Consider the following 26,475-nt stretch of genomic DNA (forward strand, 5'->3'; position numbering starts at 1 on the left):
AAACCCCTGCCGTTCCATGTTCAACCGCCGACGGGCCGCAGAGTTCGAGGCACAGGGAAATCGCGCAATGGCCAGTCAAGTCAACGCCTGGGAAAACGAACGGATCAAGACGCTGGACGAACGTTGGGAGCCATTGGCGCCCGGCGTCGATCGCTTCCGGCTGCCCGGCAACGAACCCGTCCGCCGCATCATCACCGGGCGCCGGACGGCAAAGGTCGGCGCGTTCTGGAGCTGGAAGAACGACGCGCACGTCGCACACGAATCCACCGGCGAGGAATGGTTCGCCCGCATTCTCGAGGTGCACCCAAGCGTTACCGGTTATTTCGGCCAACCGGAGCAGATACGCGTAACCGTCGAGGGTCAAAGCCGTCCGGTAAAGTACACGCCCGACTTCCTCGTCATGATGGGCTTTCGGGAATTGCGCGTGGAATACAAGCGCTTCATCGATATCGCGCCGCCCGCCACCGTCGATCCGCGGGACGAGCTCGGACGCTACCGCTCGGAGAAGGCGGCCAAGATGCGCCGGCGGCTCCGGTTGGTGCGGGATGCCTACCTCCGCTGCGGCATCGCCTGGCGTCTCGTCACCGACCGTGACCTCGCGGCAATGGCGAGCAAGGCAACCGTGGACGAGATCGTCGCCAACGCCGGCAGGCCGGTGACGGAGGAGGATGCAGATCGACTGGTCGCCTTCCTGGCAGCAAGGCCGGCTCGCAGCGCGACCATGCTTGAATGCTGCGAGCAGTTGCACGACTCCGAATTCCCGCGCGGCGATGTACTGGCGCGCATTCCCGAACTCGTGCTCTCCATCGACCTCCATGCCCGGATCGATGACGAGACCGCCGTCACCCTGACGAGGGCAGTGCAATGAACGAACTGCTACGAAACGGTTTCGCTGCCGGCCAGCCCCTGCCCCGCGCCTCTCTCGACGACATGATGGCCGACGACCTCAAGGTCGACGACATCGTCTTCATCGACGAGATCGCGCACAAGTTCCTGGCCAAGATCGAGCACGGTCCTCACGTCTTCTGGAACGGCGACCAGGAGAAGCAGGTTCAGTTCGGCACTGCAGAGCTATTGAACCTGCAGGCGGAACACCGCTACTACCGCCCGGGACGCGGCGCGCCCAAGTTCGCTAAGCCCGCCGATGCCGACGAGCATCGATCGCGCCTGCGGGTAGCCTTCAACGCTTTCCCGGAGGCAAGCCGCCGCAAGGCCGAGGCGAAGTACCTCTTCGTCACCATGTTCAAGACCATGTCTTCGAAGCCGGATGCCGACATCGTCCGGAACGAGGGCAGCGCGAAGAAGGTCATCGAGGCGGTGGAAGCTGCGGTGGAGAAGTCCAACGCGTTGCTGCCTGACGACCGGAAGATTGTACTGCCCCAGAACCGGTCCCCTCGCTCGGTCCTGCGCTGGATCGCCAAGGAAGAGGCCTTGCAGCTGCAGGGGTCAGGGCTACTCCACGGCACCTGCGTGACGCCGAGGCCACAAACCATCCCGCCCAAGGTCTACGAGATCGTCGCTGGCGAGATCCGTCGCATGGTAGGCGTGTCCCACAAGTTCGGGCCCACGAAGATCCTCATCATGGTGAAGGCGAAGATCGAGGAATACAACGACAGGCATGGCACCAAGCTCGAGGCACCGTCGCTGACAACGGTGCAGAACGAGTACCGCCGGTTCGACGCCTGGATACGATTGGCCAAGGCGGAGGGCGTTGCAAAGGCCGATCTCGAATACGGATCGGTCGGCAAGCTGGAGCGGCCCGCACGCATCCTGGATCTCGTCGAGGTGGATCACCACAAGTTCGACTTGCACCCCGTTACGGGTGACCTGGGAAAGACCCATCTCGGCGTCGAACTCGCCAAGGGCGGCCTCGACCGGTTCTGGATCTGCTTGGCGCTCGACGTCCATAGCGGGTATCCGCTCGGGTTCGCCATCACCTTCGAACCCGGCGGCCTCATCCCGGCCGTCATGTGCATCGACCACGCCATCCGTCCCAAGACCTATGTCGGCACTTGCTGGCCCGACATACGGGGAGACCTCCTCGGCTTCGGCAAGCCGGTCAAGCTGAGGTACGACAACGCCAAGGAATTCGTGTCGTTGCAGTTGCAGCAGAACTTGGCGCGTATAGGCGTCGGTTTCGAGCTGGCCGTCCCAGGCAAGCCGAACTCCAAGCCGTACGTGGAACGCCATTTCGGGACGATCGAACGGGACTTCGTCCATTGGCTGGCGGGATCCACTGGTGCCAACATCGGCGAAAAGGGCGACCGACGCCCGCAGAAGGAAGCCGCCGTCAACCTGGACAGCTTCACCATGCTGTTCCACCAGTACCTGATCGAGTGCTTTGCCCGCAGGGAACAGAACGGCCTCGACGGGGACACACCAGAGCAGCGTTGGTTGCGCGGCGCCAGCAGCGCGTCGCACCGCCCGCGTCCGCTCACCCCTTACGAACAGTCCCGCTGGGATGTGGTCACCACCCTCGAGCCAGATCTCAACGCTACCGACGAAGGCATCCGGTGGAAGAACATTTTCTATCAGTCCCCAGAGGTGCAGGCCATCCGGCGCCATGCCGGCCATTACGGCCCGAGATCCAAGACCCTGACCCCGGTGCGTGTCCGCATTCCGCTGCTTGACGTCAGCCGGGCCTACGTCGCTGTCCCGGTCGGCACGCCGGGCTTTGCCGCCGACCACCCGGGCGAGATCCTGGCCGTCGCGACGAACCCTCATGTGGCGGGCCGCACCGTGTGGCAGCATCAGGTCGTGTGCGACGACCTTAAGCGCAGCGGGGGCAAGCCCACCAATCCCACGGACTACGAACTCGGCTTCAGGCGGCTGTTCCGCAACGCCATGGAGGCCATGGGCGCCAATGTCGACGGCGATCCCGGCAAGGTCACCCTCACCGGCGGCCAGGCGCCCAGGTTCGCCGGCGTGTACCTGGTAGGGGCGGACCAACCGGCCTTCGCCAAGACCAAGGAGACGCTGGATCGCTACGACCTGCTCGCCGAATTCGCCGACGCTGACGCTGACGGCATCGTCTCACAGGGAGCGGGCGTGCCTGAAGAACCTGCGATGGAAACATCCAAGGTTCCGGGAAAGACGACTGCAGAATCCGCATGGGGCGCTGCCCCGATCGATGACGACGAGGAGTGAACCATGGCCCTTGACGAGCTCGTCTCGAACGTCGCCGAAGCGGGCGACGAAGCCACGAAGGTTGAAATGGCCGGTTGGGATATCGACCGCAGGCTTCGCCGTATCCAGAAGATCTATATTCTGCACCCAGGCGTTCGTACGGCGTGGCAACAACTGGAATCCACGTGGAAGTACGGCATGCGCCTGCGGGAGACCAGCACGGCCTATATCACAGCGACCAGCCGCTGCGGCAAGACGGAGACGGTCAAGCAGTTCGTCAAGGAAAAGACGGGGCGGATGATCCCCAACGAACGCGTCCGGTCGTCGGTTCTCGTCGAAGGCAACGGCCATCGCGTTCTCTTTCTCGACTGCACCAACGGAGCCACGCCACGCCAAGCCGCCAAGTCCATCCTCGATACGCATTTCCTGCCAGTCCCCAGGATCTCGGAAACCGAGGCAAGCGAGAAGCTCATCTTCCACATGGGCGCGAACAAGGTTGACATGTTCATCATCGACGAGGCGCAGAAGATGACAAAGGGCGGCACCGGGCAAGGCGCCGAAGATTTCGCCAACTGGCTCCTGACCTTGGAAAACTCGAGAAAGTTCCGCATCGTGGTGACGGGTGGCCCCGCGCTCCGAGAGCTTATGAACTCCCACCCGACAATCCGTGACCGCAAAGACTCGTTCGTGCATATCGCGCCGTTTGCTCATCGCACCGCCGCCGATCGCGACGCCTTCCGAACATTCCTCAGTGAAGTCGACCTAAGGATGCCGTTCATCGGAACCCCGCTGGGGGATGCCCGTCATGACGACGCCTTCTTCTACGCCACGCGCGGTCGGCCCGGGATGCTTTCGAAGCTGCTGGAGAAGGCAACCGTGGCCGCTTTCGAGGTCGACGAGGACGTAATCCCCTCAGTCTTGCAGGTCCAAGACCTTGCGCGAGCCTGCGAAGTCTTGATGCGCGAAGAGGACAGGATGCTCGGTATCAACCCGTTTTCCCACTCCGGTCCCTTGCCTTCGATACCGCGTAGCCTCGCTGAGGAAACGGTACACAGCCGCGATCTACCGCCCGATGTGCGCACGCCCAAGCGTCGCGGTAGTCGCATATCGAAGCGTCCGGGATGAGCGATAGCTTCCTTCGAGCCTGGCGGAGGCCGGCACCGTTCCATCCAGACGAGGATGCGTTATCCCTGGTCGTTCGCATGGCGACCTACGGAGACATGTCCATCGACGAGTTCAAGTCGCGCTACCTGGACGCCGCCCACGACTGGCTCATCTACCTGCCGTTCAAGATGGAGGTGCTTCGTCGGCTCGGCGTCATCGCCAACGTGGCCCTCGTGCCTCTCGCGGACAACGCCTGTGCCGGCACGGTCGATGTCCCGGCGTCAAGGTCGGGCAGCCCCAAGCACTTCCGCGGGAGGACCCTTCCGGACGGATGGATATCGCTCGACAAGCGCGTGGCGCCAGGAATGCTCCGTTCGGACGGCGACGATCCCTACATACGCCTAGCATGGCGGTTTTCGGCCTTCCCCTGCGATCCGATAACCGGCGAGACACTGCTCAACCGCTGCCCATCGTGCAGCGCGAACTTGAACTGGGACACGAAGAAGATCGAGAGTTGCCACCAATGTCGTTTTGACCTGCGCAACGCTCCCCCGTCATTCGCGGATACTCAGGTCCTGCAGGACGTCCGGGCCATCGCGGGAGCCATCGGACTAATTGACGGCGTCAAGGCCGGACCCATTGACCTGCCGGCTCCGCTGGGTGACTTGGATCTGGAGCAGCAGCTAAGCGTGCTGCAGTGGTGCGCCAGGCTCCGTGGCGCCGTCGAGAGGACGGGTACTTCCGGCGGCCCTGCCACTGCCCATATGGGCCTGAAAATAGCGCGGGCTTGGCCCGCTCCCCTGCTTGAGGTGGCAGACCTCCTGTTGAGGCAATACGATGCCGGCCAACGCGAACAGTATCCGATCCTCGTCGAGATGCTGGACGGCGTCAGCCCGCATACGCTGAGGGACTTGATGATCGAGCAGGCGTCGGAAGCGATGAGCGCCGCCTGGTTCGCCGTGCGAGACCGATACGCTTCCACGTGGCGCGGCAAGCCCCGCCCCGAATACATGGACCTCACGGCCTTCAGAATCAGGGATCGAACGAACTGATCCAACGCGCTACCCGCGCCAGCCCCGCGCGCTCCAGCCTATAGACCGCCTGGTGCCCTGAGCCGGCAATACCGACCAGCCCACTTGCCACTAGATGCGGCAACCATTCGCCGAGCGAGTGGTGGTCGGCAAGCTGCTGGGCCAAATCGAACTCGGTCATCGGCCTGACTGACAGCAGCTTCAAGATATGGCGGTTGGAGGGGTGCCCCAGCGCCTGGAATACCGCATTGTCGAAGATGTAGTCTGGATCGCCCGGGAAGGGCGCCGGGAACGGGGCGCGGTACATCGGTTGCGGCCTTGTGCATAACCGCTACGATCATCGCTCTAACACGTCAGCATTAGATTAAGGTGGCTGGACGGCAGGTGAGTCCGCTCGCCCTGCCAGTGCCAGAATCCGTCGCGAGGAATCCGGGTGGTGCCAGAATAACCCGCGATAGTGCCAAATTGGCCGGGTGAGAACCCCCCAGGAAATCACATTTTTAGCGTAGGGCCAGTGTCAAAATCTGGGACCTGCGACAGCAGATCGCTCATTCGGCCACCCGCCTCCAATCCTCCGTCGCTGGACGACATGCACCAGCGTCCTTGCTAAGCTCGGCGAACCCGATTCCAAGCCGAGCCCGCCATGCAGCCCTCCAGAGATATCTCCCGCCTGATCGAAATCATGGCCGCCTTGCGCAATCCCGTTGGTGGCTGCCCCTGGGATCTGGTGCAGGATTTTTCGACCATCCGGCACTACACCATCGAGGAAGCCTACGAGGTTGCCGACGCCATCGAGCGCCAGGATCTTTCCGACCTGCGCGAAGAACTCGGCGATCTGCTGCTGCAGCCGATCTACCACGCACAGATGGCCAGCGAGGCCGGCCACTTCGACATCGGCGACGTTATCTATGGCATCACCGAGAAGCTGATCCGCCGCCATCCTCACGTCTTCGGCGACCTCGACGCCAATGATGCGGAGGCAGCCCAAGGCCGATGGGAGGCCATCAAGGCTGAGGAACGCGCCGCCAAGGCAGCGCGTAAGGGCGAGGTCATTCCTTCGGTGCTCGACGACGTGGCCGCCACCCTCCCCGCTCTGGCGCGAGCCGAAAAGCTGACCAAGCGTGCGGCTCGTGTCGGCTTCGACTGGCCCGATCTCGCCGCCGTTGCCGCCAAGGTCACCGAGGAGTTGGAGGAAGTCGCCGAAGCCGCTGCATCGGGCGACGCCGCCGCAACCCACGAGGAAATTGGTGACCTGCTGTTCGCCGTCGCCAACCTCGCGCGCCACGCTGGCGTCGATGCCGAGGCCGCCTTGCGCGACGCCAATCAGAAATTCACCCGCCGCTTCCACCACGTCGAAGCGCGAGTGCGCGAAGACGGCGTGGTGATCGAGGCGGCAGGTCTGGAGCGCCTGGACGGCTATTGGAACGAGATCAGAGCGGCCGACAAAGCATAGCTACGCTACGCGTCCGAGCTGTCGATCCGCCCGTTGAACCGTTCCAGGAACGCGGTCTTCTGCCGTGGCTCGATCCGCACGACGAAACCGCTGCCTTTTTCGTTTGGCTCATCGCGCGAAATGATCTCGGCGTGGCTATGCAGCCAGCCGATATCCGCTCCGGCGCTATGTGGCACGTGCACATGGTACGTGCGGCTCTTTTCCGCCAAGCCCGCCTCGATAGCGAGTTTGAGCTGATCCAGCCCCTGCCCAGTCTTGGCCGACACCGGCACCACCGCCGATACCTTGCCGGTCGGCGTCGCCGTATTCAGCAACCCGTCCGGATCGTCGGTCGCCGACAGTAGGTCGATCTTGTTCCACACTTCGATGATCGACGTCGTGTCGGTCGACACACCGAGATCGCCCAGCACCTTGAGCACGTCCAGCGCCTGCGCCAGATGATCCTCGTTGGCGACATCGCGCACATGCAGGATGATATCGGCGTCCAGCACCTCTTCCAGCGTCGCGCGGAAGGCCGCGACCAGATCGGTCGGCAGGTCCGCGACGAAACCAACGGTATCGCTCAGCATGATCTGCCGGCCATGCGGCAGCTCCAACTTGCGCACGGTGGTGTCTAGCGTCGCGAACAGCAGGTCCTCGGCAAATACCCCTGCCCCGGTCAGCATATTGAAAATGCTGGATTTTCCGGCATTAGTGTAGCCCACCAAGGCCACTGTTGGCGTATCGCTGCCCTTGGCCCGCTGCTGGGCACGGGTCTTCTTGACCTTCTCCAGCCGGTCTTCGAGCAACACGATTCGGTCGGTAATCTGACGGCGATCGCTTTCGATCTGGGTTTCACCTGGGCCGCCCATGAAGCCATAGCCGCCGCTGCCGCGCTGGCGCTCCAGATGGGTCCAGGACCGCACGAGGCGACCCTTCTGGTAGTTCAGATGCGCGAGTTCGACCTGCAACACGCCTTCGCGTGTCGCCGCCCGCTCGCCGAAAATTTCCAGGATCAGCGCCGTGCGGTCCAGCACCTTGGCGCCGGTTTCCTGCTCCAGATTGCGCTGCTGGATCGCCGTCAGCGACGCATCCACCAGCAGCAGATCGATATCCTCGGCCTTCACGCGAGCCTTAAGGCTCTCGGTATGGCCCCCGCCAATGAAGGTCGACGGCTTGACCTCGCGCACCTTGATGACCTCGGAGAACACGACATCGAGGCGGATCGCCTCCGCCAGTCCTTCGAACTCGGCCTTGCGCGCATCGATCCCGTGCTGGGAAAAGCTACCGCGCACATCGGGCACCACGAGGCCCGCCCGGGTCGCATGTTGTTGCTGGTCGATAAATGCTTTTGGGCCGCCCGGTGCGGCGGCCTCATCGTCGTCGTGTTCATCCATTGCTGGGATCAGTCGCTATCTTGGTTCTGTTCGGGATCGAACAGTTGGATCGGCGCACCCGGCATGATGGTCGAAATCGCATGCTTGTAGACCAACTGCGATTGCGCATCGCGCCGCAGCAGCAGGCAGAAATTGTCGAACCAGGTGATGACGCCCTGCAGCTTCACCCCGTTCACGAGGAAGATCGTGACCGGCACCTTCTGCTTGCGAACGTGGTTGAGGAAGGAGTCCTGAAGATTTTGTTGTTTTTCACTCGCCATTGAGGCCTCTTCTCGCGGCATTGCATGCCGCTGTTATCATTGCCTGGGAGTGCCAGGTCTCGCCAGGGACAGCCGCCCTGCCCCCGTACAGCCAACAATCGTTAGACCGCTAACGACTATTACACAGAACACTTTTACTGCCTACCCGCGCCCCACGCATGGCACGCGCGATATTTCAGTACGGTCACAGACCGAGCGACTTGATCTTGCGGTGCAGTGCACTGCGCTCCATGCCGACGAACTCCGCGGTCTTGGAGATATTGCCGCCGAACCGCTCGATCTGCGCCACCAGATATTGCCGTTCGAACACTTCGCGGGCGTCGCGCAGCGGCAGGCTCATCAGATGTGCCGATGCGTCGGTGTCGCCTACTGTGGGCAGAACTTCGCCGATATCGGACGGCAGCATGGCGGCGGTGATGATCCCATCCTCGGGCTGCTGGTCTTTCATGAGAATCAGCAGGCGCTCGATCGAGTTGCGAAGCTGGCGCGCATTGCCCGGCCATTCCTGTGCCTGCAACACCGCCATGGCGTCGTCGCCAACCGTCAGACGCTGCAGATTGTGCATACGGCAGACCTGGTCGATGAACACATTGACCAGCGGCGGAACGTCCTCGCGGCGCTCCTTGAGCGGCGTCAACGGCAGCGGCACGATCGAGAGCCGGTGGAACAGGTCGGAGCGGAACTCGCCCGACTCGATCTGCGCCGCCACGTTCTGCGAGCTGGCGGCGATGATGCGCACGTCGATCGGCACCGCCTGGGTGCCGCCGACGCGGGTGAAGCGATTTTCCACCAGCGTGCGCAGCAGCGCCGTCTGCGTCTGCGCCGGCAGCGTCGTCACTTCGGACAGATAGAGCGTGCCGCCATGCGCCTTCTCCAGCGCACCGACTTCGGCCCGTAGTGTCCCGGTTTTCTCGCGTACCTCGCGGCCGAACAGCACCACCGGCACTTCCTCGGGCGCGTAGAGCGAGGCGTTGATCTCTACGAATGGCGCATCGGCGCGCGGGCTGCGTTGATGGATTAGCCGCGCCACCAATCCCTTGCCGGCACCCGATGGCCCGGAGATGAAGATGCGCGAATTGGTCGGCGCTGATTTCTCGATCACGCCACGAACCTGCTGCAACGCAGGGGACGAACCCACCATGTCGCCGCTCTTGGCCGACGAACGTTCCTTGAGCTCGGCCACCTCGTTGCGCAGCCGCGTTGCCTCCATCGCCCGCTGGGTGATGTGCAGCAGCCGGTCGATCTTGAACGGCTTCTCGATATAGTCATAGGCGCCGCGCCGGATCGCCGACACCGCCGTCTCGACATTGCCGTGCCCCGAAATCATCACCACCGGCATGTCCGGATGCTGGCTCTGGAACACGTCGAGCAGTTGCAGCCCGTCGAGCCGCGATCCCTGCATCCAGATATCAAGGAACACCAGGCTCGGCCGCCGCCGCGCAATCTCGTTGAGCCCGCTATCGGCATCATGGGCCTGTCGGGTCTCGAACCCCTCGTCCTCCAGGATGCCGGCGATCAGGTCACGGATATCGTCTTCGTCGTCGATGATCAGAATATCGAGTGCCATTATTTGTGCACGACCGCTGCCAGCAGCGGCTCCTCCATTTGGGCGATCATTGCCTCGGTTCGCTCGGCAATCTCGCCGTCATTCGATGTCTTGTGGGGAGAACTCAGTGGCAGCGTAAAGGTGACGCAGGCACCCACGCGCCCATTGGCATCGGGTTCGGCATCCACCAGTTCGACCAGGCCACCATGCTGCTCGATGATCTTGGCCACGATGGCCAAGCCGAGCCCGGTCCCCTTTTCACGGGTCGTCATATAGGGTTCCAGCAGGCGCTGGCGGTTATCCTTGGGCCAGCCCTTGCCATTATCCGAGACGGCAATCCTAGCATGGTTGCCCTCGATCTGGCCCTGCACAAGAATGGCAGGTTTGAAATCCGATATATCCACTGCTTCAAAAGCTTCTACCGCATTCTTGATCAGGTTGGTCAAACTCTGTGAAATCAGCCGGCTATCGAAATAGGCGTAGATCGGCATTTCCGGCAATTCGGTCTGAATGCTGATTTCCGGCAATCTTACGCTTTCCAGGAACACCGCCTGCCGCACGGTATCGCTTAGGTCAGCCACTTCCGGCGCCGCCTCAGGCATGCGAGCAAAGGCCGAAAATTCATCGACCATGCGGCCGATATCGCCCACCTGACGCACGATGGTGTTGATGCACTTGTCAAAGACCTCGCGATCGTCCTCCAGCCGCGTACCATAGCGCCGGCGCAGGCGTTCTGCCGAAAGCTGGATCGGCGTCAGCGGATTCTTGATCTCGTGGGCAATGCGCCGCGCCACGTCGGCCCAGGCGCTGGTGCGCTGCGCCGATTCAAGGTCAGTGATGTCGTCGAAGGTCAGCACATAACCCTTGGATTCGGTCATCGAGCCCTCGCGGGTCAACTGCACCTGATAGGTCTTCCGGTCGGTCTCGTTGCCGAGGTAAATCTGGTCGCGCACCTGTCCTCGCCGGGCCGAGCGGGCCCGCTCGAGGATCGGCGTCAGTTGCGGCATCACCTCTTCGATGGCTTCGCCCATCATGGCGATTTCGTCGCGGCCCAGCATTTCGCCGGCGCGCGCATTGACCAGCGTCACCGCTCCGAACGGATCGAGCCCGATAATGCCGGCCGACACGCCTTCCACCACGGCTTCGGTGAATTGCCGTCTTTTTTCGTTCATCTCGCTGGCGCTTAGCAGCGCTTCGCGCTGACTCTTGAGCTGCTGCGTCATGCGGTTGAAGCGGCTGGACAGATCGCGGAAATCGCCCCTGCCCTCCTGCACCGGCACCTGCACGTCAAGGTCACCCTGGCTAACCCGGTTCGACGCGATCATCAGATTACGAATCGGGTCGACGAAGCGGTTGGCCAACGCGATACCGGTCCACAACGCCGCCAGCAGCAGCACCACCGCCAAGCCCACATACATGATGGTGAAGGTGATCTGGAACACCAGCCGGTTGGAGGCATATTGGCGGTATTCGGTGATGTTCTCGTCGGTCAGCCGCATATATTCGAGCACTTCGGCGTCGACCGGCCTGGCCACGAACAGGAAGGTATTGTCGTAGCCGCGCAGCTTGACCACCGAGCCGACCAGATTGGTCGACCCCGGCGCGATCGACGTCGGCGTGCCCTCGACCACGCCCTGGGTAATCCCCTTCGGCAGCTTCGGGCTGGCACCCTGCACATTGATCTGCGCCCGCATCAGCGTGTCGCCGTCTTCTGAGATCAGCGACGTGAACGGCAGCGAACGCGTCACCGCCAGCGCGGTCAGGATGCGCTGGAAGCGATCGCGATCCGACTCGAAGGTGCCGCGCGCCTGCTCCAGCTCGGTCGCCACCCAGATGATATCGTCGCGCAACACCTGCGCATGTTCGAGCATGTAGGAGCGCGCCACCAGCCGCGAGCTTTCCACCATGGCCCTGGTGCGTTCGGAGAACCACTGGTCCAGCCCCTGGTTGAGCGCAATAGTCGCCACGACGGCGACGATCACCGCCGGCACGGCCGCCACCAGCGCGAACATTGTCACCATGCGGATCTGCAGCCCGGCACCCGCCTGGTTCTGCGCCCGCGCCTGCACCAACAGCATGGCCTCGGTCACCACCAGCGCGATCATCAGCAGCACCAACACGCCGGTGACGATCCAGATGATAGTCCAGACTTCTGCCGAAGGCTCGATATTGGTGGTGCCGGACAGGATCAGGAACGAGATCGACGACATCGCCACGGAGGCCAGCACCACGACGAGGCCCAGCATGCGCAGCGCACGGTTATTCTGCACGGCAAAAAACGGCGCCCGTGGCGGCTTGGGCGTCGTCGGCGTCGTGTTGCCAATGCCCTCGATCGGTGCTGTCGCGTCGCTCATTTCAAAAGCCAAACGGCTTCCTCCGCGGGAGACAACAGAGTCTGGCCCAATTTCGCCAACCCTTCAAGACAATTGTTGCCAAAATGTGACACTGATGACCGGCGCCCTGCGGGCGCCAAAACATGCCTGTGGCATGTTTTGAGGTCATCAGGCCCGAAGAGCTATGCTCGCAGGGCCCGGACGCGCCACAAACTCGATCCCAAACTACGATGTCGTGGCGCCCTCATACACCATTCGTGCTTCGACTTCACCCCGCTTCGGCGCTCCCAACCGCCCGCCAAACGACTCACACTTGATCGCTGCAGCCATGGAGGCGAACCGCATGATCCACTCCATCGGCCGGCCTTCGATCAGACCGAGCACGAAGGCGCCATGGAAAACATCCCCTGCCGCCAAGGTGTCGCGCGCCACAATCCTGGGAGCGGCACAATGGCGAACCTGATTGGTGTCACGGTCGCACCAATAGACGCCACCTACCCCGGCGGTCACCGCCACAAAGCTATCGAACTGCGCCGCCAGCCGTACCACCGCCGCAGCCGGGTCCGCACACCCCGTCAACTGCTCCGCAGCCGGCTCGGACGCCACGATATGGCTCGCCAGCGGCAGCAGCAGTGCATGGGTCTCAGCCCGGGCGACATCAGCATCCAGAACCGCTGGGATCCCCGCCTGCCGCGCTGCGGTCAGCGCCTGAGCCGCCGCTAGGGGCCAGCGAACGTCCACCAGCACAGCCGAATGCGTCTGCGTCGAAATCGCTGGCATAGCCGCCGGCGCTGAAAGCAGCGCAGGATCGTAATGCGGCACGATGATGCGTTCACCGGCCTGATCGACCAAGATCGTCGCAAAAGCCGACCGTGCGCCTGAAACGGTTCGCACCGCGCCGCAATCGACGCCCTCGGCCGCAATTTCCCCGATGAGGCGTATCCCGGTAGCATCTTCGCCAACCGAAGCCCACAGCGCCACGGCACCGCCCAGCCGCGCAACGGCGGTCGCCGCGCTCGACGCCATGCCGGCCGCAATTTCCACCGCCGCGACCGGAATGAACTTCCCCGGCCCCGACGGCAGTTCCGCCATCTCGAAAATCGTATCCAGCGTCAGCGCGCCAACGCACAGGATCGGCAGCACGCCCTCACCCGTTCCGGCGGCTATGCTTGACGATCTCGATGCTGTGCGTGCGGATTTTCTTGCGCAGCGTATTGCGGTTCAGCCCCAGCAAATCCGCTGCCTTGATCTGGTTGCCGCCGCAGGCATTGAGCGCCATGGCGATCAGCGGCGCTTCGACCCGATCGATGACCCGTTGATACAACCCTGCTGGCGGCAGGTTTGGCTCATATTCGCGCAGCAACTGGCCGACATGGGTTTCGACCGCCATCGATACGTCCATCGGCCCGGCAGCTCCGGCCGCTTGGGGCCTGTCGCTGATATTGAGTTCGTTCTGCACGATCTCGGCGGAAATACTCTCATCGGCATAGAGCGCCGACAGTCGCCGCACCAGGTTTTCCAGCTCGCGCACATTGCCCGGCCAGGAATAATTCTGCATCAGCCGGATCGCCTCCGGGGCAATCGACTTGATCGGCTCCCCCTCGCGCTGCGAGGTCTTGAGGAAATGCGTCGCCAAATCGCCGATATCGTCGATGCGCTCGCGCAGCGGTGGCAGGCGGATCGGCACCACGTTGAGGCGATAGAACAAATCCTCGCGGAACAGGCCCTGCCGGATCATCTGGCTGAGGTCACGATGGGTGGCGGCAACGATGCGCACATTGGTCTTGATCGAGGAGCGGCCCCCGACCATCGTATATTCGCCCTCCTGCAGCACGCGCAGCAGGCGGGTCTGGGCATCCATCGGCATATCGCCGATTTCGTCGAGGAACAGCGTGCCACCCTCGGCCTGCTCGAAGCGGCCCGACGAGCGCGTATTTGCGCCCGTAAAGGCCCCCTTCTCGTGCCCGAACAGTTCCGCCTCGATCAGGTCACGCGGAATCGCCGCCATATTGATCGCCACGAACGGCCCGTTGCGGCGCTTGCCGAAGTCATGCAGCGCCCGCGCCACCAGTTCCTTGCCGGTGCCGCTCTCGCCGGTGATCATCACCGTCAGGTCGGTCTGCATCAGCCGCGCCAGAGCGCGATAGATGTCCTGCATCGCCGTGGAGCGGCCGACCAGCGGCATGGTCTCGCCCGGCTCCTCGGCCTTGCGCTCCGCCCGCGTCGGCTTCTTGGCATCGGCCAGAGCCCGCGCCACCACCGACAGCACCTCGGTGATATCGAACGGCTTGGGTAGATATTCGTAGGCGCCGACTTCATTGGCGCGAATGGCCGTCATGAACGTATTCTGCGCGCTCATCACGATCATTGGCAGGTCGGGCCGAAGCTTCTTGATCTTGGGCATCACCTCGAAGGCATTGCCATCCGGCATCGCCACGTCGGTGATCAACACATCGCCCTCGCCCCGGCTGACCCAGTTCCACATCGTGGAAATATTGCCAGTCGGGCGCACTTCGTATCCGGCTCGCGTCAGCGCCTGGTTCAGCACCATACGGATCGCGGCATCGTCGTCGGCAAGCAGCACAACATGGCTCATTTGACGCCAACCTCTTCGAACGGCGATGTACTGAAGGCCCCGCTGGCCACCGGCAGCAGGATACGGAAGCGCGTGCGGCCGGGGCGGCTATCGCAATCGATTACCCCGCCATGGTCGCCAACGATCTTGGCCACCAGCGCCAGCCCCAGTCCGGAGCCGTTCTGCTTGGTGGTCACGAATGGATCGAACAGGAATGGCAGGATATCCGGGGGCACGCCGGGGCCATTGTCTTCGATGACGATTTCTAGCGGCAGCGAGATGCGCTCGGAGACACCCATCACGCTGATGCGGATGCCAGGCCGGAATGCAGTGAAGAACTTTATCTCTGGTTTCTGTGTTCGCTCAAGGGCTTCCGAGGCGTTTTTCACCAAATTTAGGAAGATTTGGATGAGCTGATCGCGATTGCCGAACACGGGCGGCAGCGACGGATCGTATTCTTCCGAGAAGGCAATGCCCTGCCCGACCCCATTGCGGGCCAGCAGCTTAACGCGATCCAGCACCACATGAATGTTGATCGGCTCGCGCTCCAGCGGCCGCTCGTCGCCAAACACTTCGACCCGGTCGATCAGCCCGACAATGCGGTCGGTCTCCTCGCGGATCAGCCGGGCCAGAGGAACCTCATCGCTGGCAACACTCTGCTCCAGCAATTGCGCCGCGCCACGGATGCCCGATAGCGGGTTCTTGATCTCGTGGGCCAACATAGAGGCAAGGCCCGTCACCGAGCGCGCGGCGCCACGCGACACCATCTGCCGGTCGATCTTGTCGGCCATGGTGCGCTCCTGAATCAGCAGCGCCACACGGCCATCGGTGTCCGAGATTGGGCTGGCGAAAACGTCAGCAATGCGCTCGTCGCCGAACCGCGACGAGCCCACCCGCACGCGATATTCCGTCATCGGCGCCCGTCGCAGCATAACGGTCTCGACCAGGCTGATGATCGGCGAGCCGAAGGCGATCAGATCGTCCAGCCGTTGCCGGGCAAGCACGCTCATCGACGCGCCAAAAAAGGCCTCGGCGGCATAGTTGACGAAGACGATCTGGTGCTGCTCACCGCACACGATGATCGGCTGCGGCAGCGCCTGCAATACGGCGGTCGACGTCTCCGCCCCCAAAGCCTCGATCATGCTGCCGCCTTCCAGTCGCCAGAAAAAATGTCGCCAATCATCGCCAGTACCGCTTTCGGGTCGTCATTATTCAGCAGGGCATTGCGCACGGGCTTGTCCAGCGCCAGCCCCGCCGCCTCGGCATACCAGTCGAGATGCTTGCGCGCCGCGCGCCCACCGACCTGCACGCCATATTCGATCAGCATCTGCTCGTAGTGTTCCTGGATCAGCGCCGCCAGTTCGTCGCCTTCAGGCGCAGCCATAGGCGCTTCGCCCCGCAACTGCGCCCCGATCTGGCCGACCACCCAAGGCCGCCCCTGCGCGCCACGCCCCAGCATGACCGCCGCCGCACCCGACTCGGCCAGTGCCGAACGCGCGCTTTCCAGGTCGATGATGTCGCCATTGACCACGACCGGCACGTCGACGGCATCGACCACGGCGCGGACCGGTGCCCAGCGTGCTGCGCCCTTGTAAAACTGCTGCCGCGTCCGGCCATGCACGGTTATCATCCGCGCCCCGGCATTGACCGCGCGCCGCGCCATGTCCGGCGCATTGAGGCTATCGTCGTCCCAGCCCAGCCGCATTTTGACCGTCACCGGCAGCGGCGTTGCCGCCACCACCGCGTCGACCAGCGTCATGGCGATATCGGGTACGCGCATCAGCGCCGAGCCGGCATAGCCGTTGGTTACGCGCTTGGAGGGACAGCCGAAATTGATGTCGATGATGTCGGCGCCGGCCTCATAGGCAATCTTGGCGCCCAGTGCCATCCATTCGGGCTCGCAGCCGGCCAGTTGCACGACGTGGGGCAAATTGCCCACCTTGCCGAGCTTGCGCACCATATCGCCATTGCCGGTGGTCAGCGCCGCGCTGGCGATCATCTCGGACACGACCAGGCCCGCGCCAAAGCGCTCGGCGATGTCGCGGAACGGGCGGTCGGTGATGCCAGCCATGGGTGCGAGGAACGCGGTATTCCGGGCAGACTGGTTGCCGATGCTCAACTCGCAGGCATTTTCAGACAAGGACTGCACCAGAAACGGTCAATTTTGGAATGCTGCCTGCACAATAGTCAAAATGACGCCGCGTGCAACCACTTATCGCCCGTTCAATCCAATTTGAGCAGGCGCCCTTGCCGCTTGCCGGGGCCAGCGTTAGACCACGCAGATACGACAGTTTCTTGTTCGAGTGCCACCCCTCATGCGTGCTAAATCCATCGCTGTCATCATCGTTGCCGCGGGTCGCGGCGAGCGCGTCAACATCGATGGAACCACAGAACCCAAGCAATACCGGCTTCTTGCCGGCACGCCAGTGTTGAGCCGGACCATTCGGTCCTTCCTCGATTATCCGCACATCACCCATATTCTGCCCGTCATCCACGCTGATCACAGCGAGCGCTATGCGGCGCTGGGCCTGAACGATTCCCGGCTGCTGCCGCCCGTAGTAGGTGGCGCCGCACGGCAGGCCTCGGTGCTGGCGGGCCTCAAGGCGCTGGCGCCGCTGCGGCCCGATCTGGTGCTGATCCAAGATGGCGCGCGGCCGTTTGCCACGCCGGACCTGATCGGCGACGTGATCGCTGTGCTGGAAACCCATGATGGCGCCCTGCCCGCGCTGTCGGTCACCGATACCATCAAGCGTTCACTGGACGGCCAAGTCGTTGTTAATACAGAAGATCGCAGCCAGCTTTTTGCCGCCCAGACCCCGCAGGGCTTTCGCTTCGGCCAGATTTTTTCCGCGCATATGCGCGCCGCGACCAATCCGCGCCAGTTCACTGACGATGCCGAAATCGCCGAATGGGCGGGACTGCGCGTCGCCATGGTCATGGGCGGCCGGGACAATATCAAGATCACCCATCCCGAGGATTTCGAGCGGGGCGACCGCATTATTCTAGGAGACGAGCCCATGGAGACCCGCGTCGGCACGGGGTACGACGTGCATCCGTTCGAGCCCGGCGACGCCGTGTGGCTGGGCGGTGTGCGCATTCCGCATACGGCAAAGCTGCAGGGGCATTCCGATGCCGACGTGGCGCTGCATGCGCTGACCGACGCCATTTTGGGCGCCATCGGCGAGGGCGATATCGGCACCCATTTCCCGCCCAGCGATATGCAGTGGAAGGGCGCCGCATCGACGGTTTTTCTCAAGCATGCTGGATTTCTTGTTGGCAAAGCCGGTGGAAGGATTGTCAATCTCGACGTGACAATCATTGCCGAGCGGCCCAGGATCGCCGAACATGTTCCAGCGATGCGCGCTGTCATCGGCGCCGCGTTGGAGATTGAGACGTCAAGGATCGCCATCAAGGCGACAACAAGCGAACGGCTCGGCTTTGTCGGGCGGGAGGAAGGGATCGTGGCGATGGCAAGTGCGAGTATTGAACTGCCGAGGTATTCCTGATGGCCGCGGCAGCAAAGACGCCGGTCGATCCGGCCCAGCAGATCATCACCCTTCTCACCGCAGCTAACAAAACCATCGTTACCGCCGAAAGCTGCACCGGCGGCATGATTGGCGCGGCGCTGACCGACATCCCCGGTTCATCGGCTGCCTTTTTCGGTGGCTACATCACCTACGCCAATAGCGCTAAGTCACGGATGATCCATGTGCAGGCAAGGTTGATCCGCGACTATGGCGCGGTCAGCAACCAGGTCGCCCGCGCCATGGCTGACGGCGCCCGCAATACGGCGCATGCCGATTACGCGGTAGCGGTCACCGGCATTGCCGGCCCCGATGGCGGCAGCGAGAAGAAGCCGGTCGGGCTGGTCTACGTCGCGGTGTCGTCGGAACTGGCGACGCTGGTCATCGAGCACCGCTTTGGGGATCTCGGCCGCGCCGAAATCCGCAAGCGCAGCGTTGCTGCCGCGCTCGATGTGGTGATGCAGGTATTGACCGGAACGCAGGCAGCCGAGCGCTAGTCGCCGGTGTTTAACGCAATTGTTCCCCACCCACCGTTCTTCCCGCGGGCTTGACCCGCGGGTCGTTGGTCCCTTGTGCCGTGCCGTTGGAGGCCCGCGGATCAAGTCCGCGGGAAGGTCGGTGGGTGGGAGGGATCAAGCTCAAGACTAGGTTCAAGCTCAAGATCAGGCTAAAGCCCGAACGACCTGGTCGCGCTAATCCCCGTACCGCCGGTCGGCCTCGTCGACAAAGGCCTGGATGATCTCGGCCTGCTTGGCGGCGAAGGCCGGTTCGGCGACGGCAGCGATCAGCACGTTGGAAATCTTGAAATCGACCTCGAAGCGCACACGGGTGCCCATGCCCTCCTGCTCGAAGCTCCAGACGCTGTCGAGATAGGCGAAGGGGCCGTCGACGGCCTTGGCCTTGATGGTCATGCCGACGCGGTCATTGATGACCCGGCTGGTATAGGCTTGGGTGATCGGACCAAAGAACAGCGTCATCCTGGCCAGCACCGTATCGGCGGCGGCGGCGGCGGGGTCAGGGCGGACCTCCATCGCCTTACAATTGGGCACGAAGCGCGGATAGTCCTCCAAATCAGCGACGGTGTCGAACATGCGCTGGGGCATGTGCGGCACATGGTGTTCGAAAAAACGCTTCATCAGTGACCAAGCTTTGCCAGGCGAGCGGCTTTGAGGGCGGCAAAGTCCTCGCCGGCATGGTGGGACGAGCGCGTCAGCGGGCTCGATGAGACCAGCGAAAAGCCCTTGGCGGTCGCCACGGTGGCGAACGACTTGAACTCATCAGGTGTGACGAAGCGGATCAGGGGATGGTGCTTCTTGGTCGGCTGCAGGTATTGGCCAATGGTCAGGAAATCCACATCGGCCGAACGCAGGTCGTCCATGAGCTGCAGCACTTCGTTGCGCTCTTCGCCAAGGCCAACCATGATCCCCGACTTGGTGAACATAGTGGGGTCGAGTTCCTTGACCTTCTGCAGCAGCCGGATCGAGTGGAAGTAGCGGGCGCCAGGGCGAACCTTAAGGTACTTGGACGGCACGGTTTCCAGATTGTGGTTGAACACATCGGGTTTGGCCGCGACGACGATCTCCAGGGCGCCTTCCTTGCGGAGGAAGTCCGGCGTCAGGATTTCGATGGTGGTGCGCGGGTTGCGGGCACGGATGGCCAGGATCACGTCGGCGAAGTGGCGGGCGCCACCATCGGCCAGGTCGTCACGATCCACCGAGGTGATGACGACGTGCTGCAGCCCCAGCTTCTCGACGGCCTTGGCGACATTTTCCGGCTCGTTCGGATCGAGCGGCCCGGGCATGCCCGTGCGGACATTGCAGAATGCGCAGGCGCGGGTGCAGATCTCGCCCATGATCATCATGGTGGCGTGCTTCTTGCTCCAGCACTCCCCGATATTGGGGCAGCCGGCCTCTTCGCACACGGTGACCAGGCCGTGCTCGCGCACGATGGCCTGGGTTTCCTTGTAGATCGGCGAGCCGGGCGCCTTGACCCGGATCCAGTCCGGCTTGCGCAGGGTGACGGTATCCGGGCGGTTGGCCTTTTCAGGATGCCGCGGACGGTCGATGGAATTGTCGATGAGCGTAACCAATTTTTGGTCCTGACTGGGCAAGAGCTGCCCGCTATATCGCTCCCAAGGCGTGCCGGTTCAACCCGGTCTATAGTTTATCGCGCGATGACGCGCGCTATGATGATGACGACTACCGCGCCGATCGTTGCAGTGATGACCTGGCTCAGCAAGACGTTCTCGATCGGCAGCGAAATCTTCGCTGCAGTCAGCAGATAACCCCCGACGAACGAGCCAATGACGCCAACGATCAGATTGCGCAGCAGCCCGCCGCCACCCAGCACGAAACCCGCCAGGGTTCCAGCGACAAGGCCGATGGCGAGGAAAATCCAGATTTCAGTGGTCATGCCATTACCTCAGCGATTTCGACCCATTCGCCTTCGCGGTTGGCTGACAGGATGGTGGCCTGCACCAAGGCCAGGGAATGCAGGTTATCCTGCCCCGAACTGAAGCGCGCCGGGATCGAACCGCTTTCGATGACCTTGGCGACCGCTGCCAGCGTGCCGGTGCGATCGGCGAATTCGATCGGCTCCAAGGTTACCGCCTCGGGCTGCGCATCGCGCGCCCGCGTCGTCAGTCGGTCGGGACCGGTCTTGCCCATGAAGTGATCGCGAGAAGTCCACCAGATTTCGCCTTCGGAGCAATCCATGGTCCACTCGCCAGCCCATGGCGTCACCGGGCCGCTGCTCATCCACGAGCCGCGATAGGAGACGATGGTGCCCTTCTCGAACTCGACTGTCGCCACCCCGATCGGATGATGGCCAAACGGGCTGGCCGCCGGGTTCCAGGTGCGGCAGGAGACGCGCTTGGGATTGTCGTTGAGCACCATGCGCATCAGGTCGAAATGGTGGATCGACATATCAGCCAAGAGCGGATCGGGCATGTCCCAATAGCGGTAGCCCTGGCTGGGGGCGTGGCGGCGGAATTCGATCGACACCAGATTGACCGGGCCGAATTTCTGCGCGCCGATCAGCTCGGCGGCGGCAATCGGCGCGGGCTGGAAACGATAGTTCTGGCTGACCATCAGGATGCGGTTATGCGCCTCGGCCAGCGCTACCAGTTCCTTGGCCTGGGCGATGGTGGAAGCAAAGGGCTTTTCCACCAGCACGTTGAAGCCCAGCTCCAGCGCCTGCTTGACCACCGGATAATGCGCCTCGGTGCGCAGCGTGGCGATCACCAGATCCGCTTCGGTGCCCTTGGCGGCTTCCTCAAGGCTGAGGAAACAGCGCTTTTCGTCGATCCCCAGCTCGGTCTGCACGCGCTTAATGGCTTCGGGATTGGCATCCACATAGCCCACCATGTGAATAGCGGGAACTTTGGGGATAACTTCCTTGGTCCAGCTGAAACCCCAGTGTCCCAGGCCGACTTGAATGGCTTTGACCATGTGGATAACTCCTTGAAAACCTGTGCAATGCCTGCGGAAAGCGGCAGCTAGATGTTCAGCGCGCGTCCATAGGCGTCGAGCACACTTTCCTTGAGAGTCTCGCTCAGGGTCGGATGCGGGAAGATGGTGTGGATCAATTCTTCCTCGGTGGTTTCGAGGTTCATCGCCACGACAAAACCCTGGATCAACTCGGTGACTTCGGCACCCACCATGTGGGCACCGAGCAATTCGCCGGTCTTGGCATCGAAGATGGTCTTGACCAGCCCGTCGGGCTCGCCCAGTGCGATGGCCTTGCCATTGCCGACGAAGGGGAAACGGCCGATCTTGATCTCGCGGCCGGCTTCCTTGGCCTTGGCCTCGGTCAGCCCGACGCTGGCGATCTGGGGCTCGCAATAGGTGCAGCCCGGCACCTTGGATTTGTCCAGCCCGTGCACCTTGAGGCCGGCAATGGTCTCGACGGTGACGACGGCCTCATGCTCGGCCTTGTGCGCCAGCATCGGCGGGCCGGCCACGTCGCCGATGGCCCAGATGCCCTCCACATTGGTGCGGCCATAGCCGTCGATGACGATGGCGCCACGTTCGGTTTTCACGCCGACTGTCTCCAGCCCGAGGCCTTCGATATTGCACATCACGCCGATGGCGGAGATCAGCTTGTCGCCGGAAATTTCCTGCTTTTCGCCGGACTTCAGCTCGACGAAGGCCTTGACGCCGTCCTTGGTCTTTTCAACCTTGGCGACCTTCGCATCGGTCAGAATCTTGATGCCGCGCTTTTCCAGCCGCTTGCGGGCGAGCGCGGAGATTTCGGCGTCTTCCACGGGGAGAATCTGCGGCAGCAGCTCGATGATGGTCACCTCGGCGCCCATCGAGCGGTAGAACGAGGCGAACTCGACGCCGATGGCGCCCGAGCCCATGACCACCAGCGACTTGGGCATGGTGGAGGGCTTCATCGCCTCGAAATAGGTCCAGATTTTGTCGCCATCGGGCTCGATGCCAGGCAGCACGCGCGGGCGCGCACCGGTGGCGATGATGATGTTCTTGGCGGTGTAGGTGCCCTCGCCCCGCGGGTTCTTCGGCACCGGGCCCTGCGGCTGGACGATCGCCTTTTTGGTGGGCGCGACCTTGACCTCGCCCGGCTTGGTGATGACGGCTTCGCCCCAGATGATGTCAACCTTGTTCTTTTTCATCAGGAACTGGACGCCATTGTTCATCTGCGCCGCGATGCCGCGCGAGCGCTTGACGATGGCGTCGAGATCAAAGCCGTAGTCGCCGGCGGTGAGGCCGTAATCCTTGGCGTGGCTCATATGGCCATAGACCTCGGCCGTGCGCAGCAGCGCCTTGGTCGGGATGCAGCCCCAGTTGGAGCAGATGCCGGCCATATGCTCGCGCTCGATGATGCCCACCTTCATGCCGAGCTGCGCTGCGCGAATGGCGGCCACGTAGCCGCCGGGACCGGCGCCGATGACGAGAAGATCGTATTGGTCAGCCATTGGGGCCTCCAGAAAGTCGATTGCGCCGGGTTAGAGACCCAGCATGGATTTGACGACGGGCACCAGGCCCTGCCCGATTGCGCGTGTATTGGCGGCGTCCAGATGCACGCCATCCAGCGGGTCGGGCCTGGCGACGGTCGAGGCATCGAAGAAGCCGGTGCTCAGTTCCGCCGCGCGGCGGGCATAGTGATAGGCGAACTCCGCCGATTCCTTGGCCGCATGCGGCAGGCCACCGAAATGGCCGAGCATGTCGGCGTTTTCGCTGTCGATCACCAGCGGTGGCGAGACGATGACGATGCCCGGCACCGGCTCACCCAGCATGTGGAAATGGCCACGGGTGAGTTGTACCAACCGGCGCATGCCGTAGGAGGCCATCAGCGCCGTGCCGAAAATGGCGGGCTTGAGGTCATTGGTGCCCAACATGATGACGACGAGGTCGAGCGGGGCGTGGCTGGCGAGCAAAGTGGGCAGGATGTGCGCACCGTTGCGGTCGGCATCGGACGTGAAATCGTCGGACGAGGTGGTGCGGCCGCCCAGGCCTTCGGCGATGACGCGAACCTGGCGGCCGAGACCAGCCTCTAGGGCTCCCGGCCAGCGGTCTTCATAAGCATGACGCGGCCCGCCCGGCTGCGGATTGGCGCCATAGGTGATGCTGTCGCCGTAGCAGAGAATTGTCTTCATAGACCCAACGCCTTTTCAACAATCAAGACCAGCGCCACGCCAATCGCCCGCGTGTTCGGCCCATCCAGATGCACGCCATCGACCCGCGACGGGGTGGCGACGGTGGACGCATCGAAGAAATACGCGCCATTGTCCTGCGCCACCTTGGCATAGACCGACGCCAGCTTGCGCCACTCCTCGATGCTGCGATCCATCACCGGAAGGCCATCGGGATTGTCGCTCGGGCCGCAATGGGGCGGCGCGACGATGATAACGGCGGGCACGGTGCCACCCATGTCATAGGGATGGGTCTGCACGATCTGCACCAGCCGCCGCATGCCGACGGCAATGGCGCTGACCTTGCCGCAGATGAACGGCTTGAGGTCGTTGGAGCCCAGCATGATGACCACGGCGTCGAGCGGCGTATGCGTCGCCAGCAGCGTGGGCAGGACGCGCGCGCCGTTGCGATCCGCCGCGGTGCTGTAGTCGTCGAACATCGTCGTCCGTCCGCCCAGCCCTTCGGCGATGACGCGGGCCCGGCCGGTTAGCCCGGCCTCCAGTGCCGAAGGCCAGCGATCCTCATAGGCATGGCGCAGCAGTGTCGCCGCGTTGGTGCCGAAGGTCAGGCTGTCGCCAAAGGCGAGGACGGTTTTCATGCGCTAGAGTCCTGCCTTTCGAGCCAAGTCAGCAAGGCTTGAGCGACTGGACATCGGAACTTGCGGCGGCGCGCTGGCGCGCAGCGCGAAGGGATTGCCCGCCGTCCATTCCTTATAGTTGGCGGCACCTCCAAAGTAACAATCGCTACGGCCGTTTGCGGCGTCGAACTGGAAGCAAGGCAACTCCCACCCCTCCGTCAAGGTGGTGCTTGTCCATCGACCAGTCTGAATCGTGTCGTGTTTGGATGTCCACCACAACAGTTGCCCACCCGGTGCAGTGTAAAGGATCAGCGCACCCGTACCGAGCAGAGGCCGCAATGAACCAACGGCCCGTGAAGTAACGTCGATATGGATCGTTTTGTCGGCAAGCGTCGCACGTAACTCCCTCGCAGGCATACCCACCCAGTGATCGACGTCGTGATAATCCATACGAACAATATCGAGCGCCTGAGCACTGCCGACGACAAACATACTCGCCGCCAAAAGGCCGATGATCCTAAGAATTTTGCTCATGCTTATGCCAGCATCATCACGGGATTTTCGATCAATCCCTTGAATACGCCGAGCACTTCGGCGCCCAGCGCGCCATCGACCGAGCGGTGGTCGCAGGAGAGCGTGACGGTCATGAAATTGGCGATCTTGACCTGGCCGGCATCGGCATAGACGCGCTCTTCGCCGACGCCGACGGCCAGGATCGTGCCATGCGGCGGGTTGATGACGGCCGAGAAGCTCTTGATGCCGAACATGCCAAGGTTGGACACCGACGAGGCGCCGCCCTGGTATTCGTGGGGCGCCAGCTTCTTGTTGCGGGCGCGGGTGGCGAGGTCCTTGACCTCTTCGGAAATCTGGCGGAGCGACTTGGTATCGCAGGACTTGACCACGGGGGTGAAGAGCCCCCCGGGCACCGCGACCGCCACGGCCACGTCGGATCGCTTGTGGTAGAGGATCGAGTCGCCGGCCCAGGTGGCATTGGCTGTAGGGACGCGCTGCAGGGCGACGGCCCAGGCCTTCATCACGAAGTCATTGACCGAAAGCTTGAATTCCGGCTTGCCGTCCTTGCCCTTGGGGGCGGTGGCGTTGATCTGCTCGCGCGCGGCCAGCAGCGCATCGATCTTGCAATCGAGCGTCAGGTAGAAATGCGGAATGGTCTGCTTGGACTCGGTGAGGCGCGCGGCCACGATCTTGCGCATGCCATCGTTCGGCACCAGCTCGTAGCTGCCCTCGGGATAGAGCGCGAGGACCTGGGCCTTGGTCATGCCGGTCGGCGCAGCACCACCAGCGGCGGGTGCGGAGGCGGTTGCGGCAGCCTTCAGCGGGGTCTTGCCGGACTTGGCGGCTTCGACGTCGGACTTGACCACGCGGCCATGCGGGCCGGAGCCTGAAATGGCCGAAACATCGATGCCAGCTTCCTTGGCGAGACGGCGGGCGAGTGGCGAGGCGAAGACTTTGCCGTTTGGCGCATTCGAATTGGCAACTTTGCCGCGAGCTTCTTCAGTCCCTTTGGCAACGAGGGCACCGATGTCGGGCTTCGCCTGAGTCGCGGTATTTTCGCGCATCGTCGCGCCGGCGTCGGCCTGCGGGGCCGGTTCGGCCTTGGCTTCGGGCTTCGGCGCCGGCGCAGCCTTGGGCGCGCCGATTGCGTCAGCACTTTCGCCCTCTTGCAGCAGAATGGCTATCACTGCGTTAACTTTGACGTTGTCGGTGCCCTCGGCAACGAGGATCTTGCCGATTGTGCCTTCATCGACGGCTTCGACTTCCATCGTCGCCTTGTCGGTCTCGATTTCGGCGATCACGTCGCCCGAGGAAACGCTATCGCCCTCCTTGACGTGCCACTTGGCAAGCTTGCCCTCTTCCATGGTCGGGGAGAGCGCCGGCATAGTAATTTCAATCGGCAT

At 63.0% G+C, this 26,475-nt stretch carries 25 protein-coding genes; 7 read left to right on the forward strand and 18 right to left on the reverse strand.

What is annotated here, in order from left to right; all coding sequences use genetic code 11:
• Nucleotides 1–67: 67 nt before the first annotated feature.
• The 4 genes from JWR51_RS16640 to JWR51_RS16655 all read left to right on the forward strand — a co-directional run bounded on the left by JWR51_RS16640 (nt 68) and on the right by JWR51_RS16655 (nt 5,282).
• Nucleotides 68–868, forward strand: coding sequence for a hypothetical protein (locus JWR51_RS16640; RefSeq protein ID WP_299749939.1), 801 nt, complete (start codon nt 68–70; stop codon nt 866–868).
• On the forward strand, nt 865–3,147 hold the full coding sequence (locus JWR51_RS16645; RefSeq protein ID WP_299749942.1) for a transposase family protein: 2,283 nt from the start codon (nt 865–867) through the stop codon (nt 3,145–3,147). Before JWR51_RS16640 ends, JWR51_RS16645 begins: the two co-directional genes overlap by 4 nt.
• 3 nt (nt 3,148–3,150) lie before the next feature.
• The gene (locus tag JWR51_RS16650) at nt 3,151–4,251 is read left to right on the forward strand and encodes an ATP-binding protein (protein WP_299749945.1); all 1,101 of its coding nucleotides are present in this window, start codon (nt 3,151–3,153) and stop codon (nt 4,249–4,251) included.
• A 77-nt stretch (nt 4,252–4,328) separates the two neighbouring features.
• Nucleotides 4,329–5,282, forward strand: coding sequence for a hypothetical protein (locus JWR51_RS16655; RefSeq protein WP_299749948.1), 954 nt, complete (start codon nt 4,329–4,331; stop codon nt 5,280–5,282).
• On the opposite strand, the gene JWR51_RS16660 is transcribed toward JWR51_RS16655, so the two are convergent.
• The gene (locus JWR51_RS16660; RefSeq protein ID WP_299749951.1) at nt 5,263–5,568 is read right to left on the reverse strand and encodes a hypothetical protein; all 306 of its coding nucleotides are present in this window, start codon (nt 5,566–5,568) and stop codon (nt 5,263–5,265) included. The genes JWR51_RS16655 and JWR51_RS16660 overlap by 20 nt on opposite strands.
• Before the next feature lie 336 nt (nt 5,569–5,904).
• On the opposite strand from JWR51_RS16660, the gene mazG reads away from it, so the two are divergent.
• Entirely contained in the window at nt 5,905–6,714 is an 810-nt protein-coding gene (gene mazG, locus JWR51_RS16665; RefSeq protein ID WP_299749954.1) for a nucleoside triphosphate pyrophosphohydrolase, read from the forward strand.
• A gap of 5 nt (nt 6,715–6,719) precedes the next feature.
• Here mazG and hflX read toward each other — a convergent pair whose 3' ends face one another.
• The 8 genes from hflX to dusB form a co-directional block, all read right to left on the reverse strand.
• A complete protein-coding gene (gene hflX, locus JWR51_RS16670) occupies nt 6,720–8,090 on the reverse strand; it encodes a GTPase HflX (RefSeq protein ID WP_299749958.1) in 1,371 nt (456 codons plus the stop codon).
• A gap of 8 nt (nt 8,091–8,098) precedes the next feature.
• On the reverse strand, nt 8,099–8,350 hold the full coding sequence (hfq, locus tag JWR51_RS16675) for an RNA chaperone Hfq (protein WP_046136099.1): 252 nt from the start codon (nt 8,348–8,350) through the stop codon (nt 8,099–8,101).
• Nucleotides 8,351–8,534: 184 nt separating this feature from the next.
• A complete protein-coding gene (locus JWR51_RS16680) occupies nt 8,535–9,917 on the reverse strand; it encodes a sigma-54 dependent transcriptional regulator (protein ID WP_299749961.1) in 1,383 nt (460 codons plus the stop codon).
• Entirely contained in the window at nt 9,917–12,250 is a 2,334-nt protein-coding gene (locus JWR51_RS16685) for a PAS domain-containing sensor histidine kinase (RefSeq protein WP_299749964.1), read from the reverse strand. Before JWR51_RS16685 ends, JWR51_RS16680 begins: the two co-directional genes overlap by 1 nt.
• 204 nt (nt 12,251–12,454) lie before the next feature.
• Complete coding sequence (locus JWR51_RS16690) at nt 12,455–13,372, reverse strand: PfkB family carbohydrate kinase (protein WP_366525609.1); 918 nt, start codon at nt 13,370–13,372, stop codon at nt 12,455–12,457.
• 4 nt (nt 13,373–13,376) lie between these two features.
• A complete protein-coding gene (gene ntrC / locus JWR51_RS16695) occupies nt 13,377–14,825 on the reverse strand; it encodes a nitrogen regulation protein NR(I) (protein ID WP_299749967.1) in 1,449 nt (482 codons plus the stop codon).
• Entirely contained in the window at nt 14,822–15,946 is a 1,125-nt protein-coding gene (locus JWR51_RS16700) for an ATP-binding protein (protein WP_299730688.1), read from the reverse strand. The genes ntrC and JWR51_RS16700 overlap by 4 nt, the downstream gene beginning before the upstream one ends.
• Nucleotides 15,943–16,944 (reverse strand): tRNA dihydrouridine synthase DusB, encoded by a 1,002-nt coding sequence (gene dusB / locus JWR51_RS16705; protein ID WP_299749969.1) that lies wholly within the window; start codon nt 16,942–16,944, stop codon nt 15,943–15,945. The genes JWR51_RS16700 and dusB overlap by 4 nt, the downstream gene beginning before the upstream one ends.
• A gap of 175 nt (nt 16,945–17,119) precedes the next feature.
• Between dusB and JWR51_RS16710 the strand changes: the two genes are divergently transcribed.
• Both JWR51_RS16710 and JWR51_RS16715 read left to right on the forward strand, forming a co-directional pair.
• Nucleotides 17,120–18,310 carry a bifunctional 2-C-methyl-D-erythritol 4-phosphate cytidylyltransferase/2-C-methyl-D-erythritol 2,4-cyclodiphosphate synthase gene (locus JWR51_RS16710; protein ID WP_299749970.1) on the forward strand — a complete coding sequence of 397 codons (1,191 nt, stop codon included), beginning with the start codon at nt 17,120–17,122 and terminating at the stop codon, nt 18,308–18,310.
• Nucleotides 18,310–18,825 (forward strand): CinA family protein, encoded by a 516-nt coding sequence (locus tag JWR51_RS16715; protein ID WP_299749973.1) that lies wholly within the window; start codon nt 18,310–18,312, stop codon nt 18,823–18,825. The genes JWR51_RS16710 and JWR51_RS16715 overlap by 1 nt, the downstream gene beginning before the upstream one ends.
• Nucleotides 18,826–19,020: 195 nt before the next feature.
• Here JWR51_RS16715 and JWR51_RS16720 read toward each other — a convergent pair whose 3' ends face one another.
• The 9 genes from JWR51_RS16720 to JWR51_RS16760 form a co-directional block, all read right to left on the reverse strand.
• Nucleotides 19,021–19,464 carry an SRPBCC family protein gene (locus tag JWR51_RS16720; RefSeq protein ID WP_299749976.1) on the reverse strand — a complete coding sequence of 148 codons (444 nt, stop codon included), beginning with the start codon at nt 19,462–19,464 and terminating at the stop codon, nt 19,021–19,023.
• Nucleotides 19,464–20,417 carry a lipoyl synthase gene (gene lipA / locus JWR51_RS16725; RefSeq protein ID WP_299730666.1) on the reverse strand — a complete coding sequence of 318 codons (954 nt, stop codon included), beginning with the start codon at nt 20,415–20,417 and terminating at the stop codon, nt 19,464–19,466. Before lipA ends, JWR51_RS16720 begins: the two co-directional genes overlap by 1 nt.
• A 74-nt stretch (nt 20,418–20,491) precedes the next feature.
• Nucleotides 20,492–20,740 (reverse strand): GlsB/YeaQ/YmgE family stress response membrane protein, encoded by a 249-nt coding sequence (locus tag JWR51_RS16730; protein ID WP_299749979.1) that lies wholly within the window; start codon nt 20,738–20,740, stop codon nt 20,492–20,494.
• On the reverse strand, nt 20,737–21,777 hold the full coding sequence (locus JWR51_RS16735) for a Gfo/Idh/MocA family oxidoreductase (protein ID WP_299749982.1): 1,041 nt from the start codon (nt 21,775–21,777) through the stop codon (nt 20,737–20,739). Before JWR51_RS16735 ends, JWR51_RS16730 begins: the two co-directional genes overlap by 4 nt.
• Before the next feature lie 47 nt (nt 21,778–21,824).
• Nucleotides 21,825–23,264: a dihydrolipoyl dehydrogenase gene (gene lpdA / locus JWR51_RS16740; RefSeq protein WP_299749985.1), complete on the reverse strand. Its 1,440-nt coding sequence runs from the start codon at nt 23,262–23,264 to the stop codon at nt 21,825–21,827.
• A 30-nt stretch (nt 23,265–23,294) separates the two neighbouring features.
• The gene (locus JWR51_RS16745) at nt 23,295–23,945 is read right to left on the reverse strand and encodes an SGNH/GDSL hydrolase family protein (protein ID WP_299749988.1); all 651 of its coding nucleotides are present in this window, start codon (nt 23,943–23,945) and stop codon (nt 23,295–23,297) included.
• Nucleotides 23,942–24,580 carry an SGNH/GDSL hydrolase family protein gene (locus JWR51_RS16750; RefSeq protein ID WP_299749990.1) on the reverse strand — a complete coding sequence of 213 codons (639 nt, stop codon included), beginning with the start codon at nt 24,578–24,580 and terminating at the stop codon, nt 23,942–23,944. The genes JWR51_RS16745 and JWR51_RS16750 overlap by 4 nt, the downstream gene beginning before the upstream one ends.
• Before the next feature lie 3 nt (nt 24,581–24,583).
• Complete coding sequence (locus tag JWR51_RS16755; protein ID WP_299749993.1) at nt 24,584–25,093, reverse strand: hypothetical protein; 510 nt, start codon at nt 25,091–25,093, stop codon at nt 24,584–24,586.
• Nucleotides 25,094–25,095: 2 nt separating this feature from the next.
• A complete protein-coding gene (locus JWR51_RS16760; RefSeq protein WP_299749996.1) occupies nt 25,096–26,475 on the reverse strand; it encodes a pyruvate dehydrogenase complex dihydrolipoamide acetyltransferase in 1,380 nt (459 codons plus the stop codon).

It is taken from the genome of Devosia sp., assembly GCF_028290625.1.
In the GTDB taxonomy this organism is placed as follows: Bacteria; Pseudomonadota; Alphaproteobacteria; order Rhizobiales; family Devosiaceae; genus Devosia.

Excerpts from the sequence above, each read along its gene's own strand:
- JWR51_RS16640 (WP_299749939.1), top strand. The coding sequence starts at position 68 with ATGGCCAGTCAAGTCAACGCCTGGGAAAACGAACGGATCAAGACGCTG.
- JWR51_RS16645 (WP_299749942.1), top strand. The coding sequence starts at position 865 with ATGAACGAACTGCTACGAAACGGTTTCGCTGCCGGCCAGCCCCTGCCC.
- JWR51_RS16650 (WP_299749945.1), top strand. The coding sequence starts at position 3,151 with ATGGCCCTTGACGAGCTCGTCTCGAACGTCGCCGAAGCGGGCGACGAA.
- JWR51_RS16655 (WP_299749948.1), top strand. The coding sequence starts at position 4,329 with ATGGCGACCTACGGAGACATGTCCATCGACGAGTTCAAGTCGCGCTAC.
- JWR51_RS16660 (WP_299749951.1), bottom strand. The coding sequence starts at position 5,568 with ATGTACCGCGCCCCGTTCCCGGCGCCCTTCCCGGGCGATCCAGACTAC.
- mazG (WP_299749954.1), top strand. The coding sequence starts at position 5,905 with ATGCAGCCCTCCAGAGATATCTCCCGCCTGATCGAAATCATGGCCGCC.
- hflX (WP_299749958.1), bottom strand. The coding sequence starts at position 8,090 with ATGGATGAACACGACGACGATGAGGCCGCCGCACCGGGCGGCCCAAAA.
- hfq (WP_046136099.1), bottom strand. The coding sequence starts at position 8,350 with ATGGCGAGTGAAAAACAACAAAATCTTCAGGACTCCTTCCTCAACCAC.
- JWR51_RS16680 (WP_299749961.1), bottom strand. The coding sequence starts at position 9,917 with ATGGCACTCGATATTCTGATCATCGACGACGAAGACGATATCCGTGAC.
- JWR51_RS16685 (WP_299749964.1), bottom strand. The coding sequence starts at position 12,250 with ATGAGCGACGCGACAGCACCGATCGAGGGCATTGGCAACACGACGCCG.
- ntrC (WP_299749967.1), bottom strand. The coding sequence starts at position 14,825 with ATGAGCCATGTTGTGCTGCTTGCCGACGACGATGCCGCGATCCGTATG.
- JWR51_RS16700 (WP_299730688.1), bottom strand. The coding sequence starts at position 15,946 with ATGATCGAGGCTTTGGGGGCGGAGACGTCGACCGCCGTATTGCAGGCG.
- JWR51_RS16710 (WP_299749970.1), top strand. The coding sequence starts at position 17,120 with ATGCGTGCTAAATCCATCGCTGTCATCATCGTTGCCGCGGGTCGCGGC.
- JWR51_RS16715 (WP_299749973.1), top strand. The coding sequence starts at position 18,310 with ATGGCCGCGGCAGCAAAGACGCCGGTCGATCCGGCCCAGCAGATCATC.
- JWR51_RS16720 (WP_299749976.1), bottom strand. The coding sequence starts at position 19,464 with ATGAAGCGTTTTTTCGAACACCATGTGCCGCACATGCCCCAGCGCATG.
- JWR51_RS16730 (WP_299749979.1), bottom strand. The coding sequence starts at position 20,740 with ATGACCACTGAAATCTGGATTTTCCTCGCCATCGGCCTTGTCGCTGGA.
- JWR51_RS16735 (WP_299749982.1), bottom strand. The coding sequence starts at position 21,777 with ATGGTCAAAGCCATTCAAGTCGGCCTGGGACACTGGGGTTTCAGCTGG.
- lpdA (WP_299749985.1), bottom strand. The coding sequence starts at position 23,264 with ATGGCTGACCAATACGATCTTCTCGTCATCGGCGCCGGTCCCGGCGGC.
- JWR51_RS16745 (WP_299749988.1), bottom strand. The coding sequence starts at position 23,945 with ATGAAGACAATTCTCTGCTACGGCGACAGCATCACCTATGGCGCCAAT.
- JWR51_RS16750 (WP_299749990.1), bottom strand. The coding sequence starts at position 24,580 with ATGAAAACCGTCCTCGCCTTTGGCGACAGCCTGACCTTCGGCACCAAC.
- JWR51_RS16755 (WP_299749993.1), bottom strand. The coding sequence starts at position 25,093 with ATGAGCAAAATTCTTAGGATCATCGGCCTTTTGGCGGCGAGTATGTTT.
- JWR51_RS16760 (WP_299749996.1), bottom strand. The coding sequence starts at position 26,475 with ATGCCGATTGAAATTACTATGCCGGCGCTCTCCCCGACCATGGAAGAG.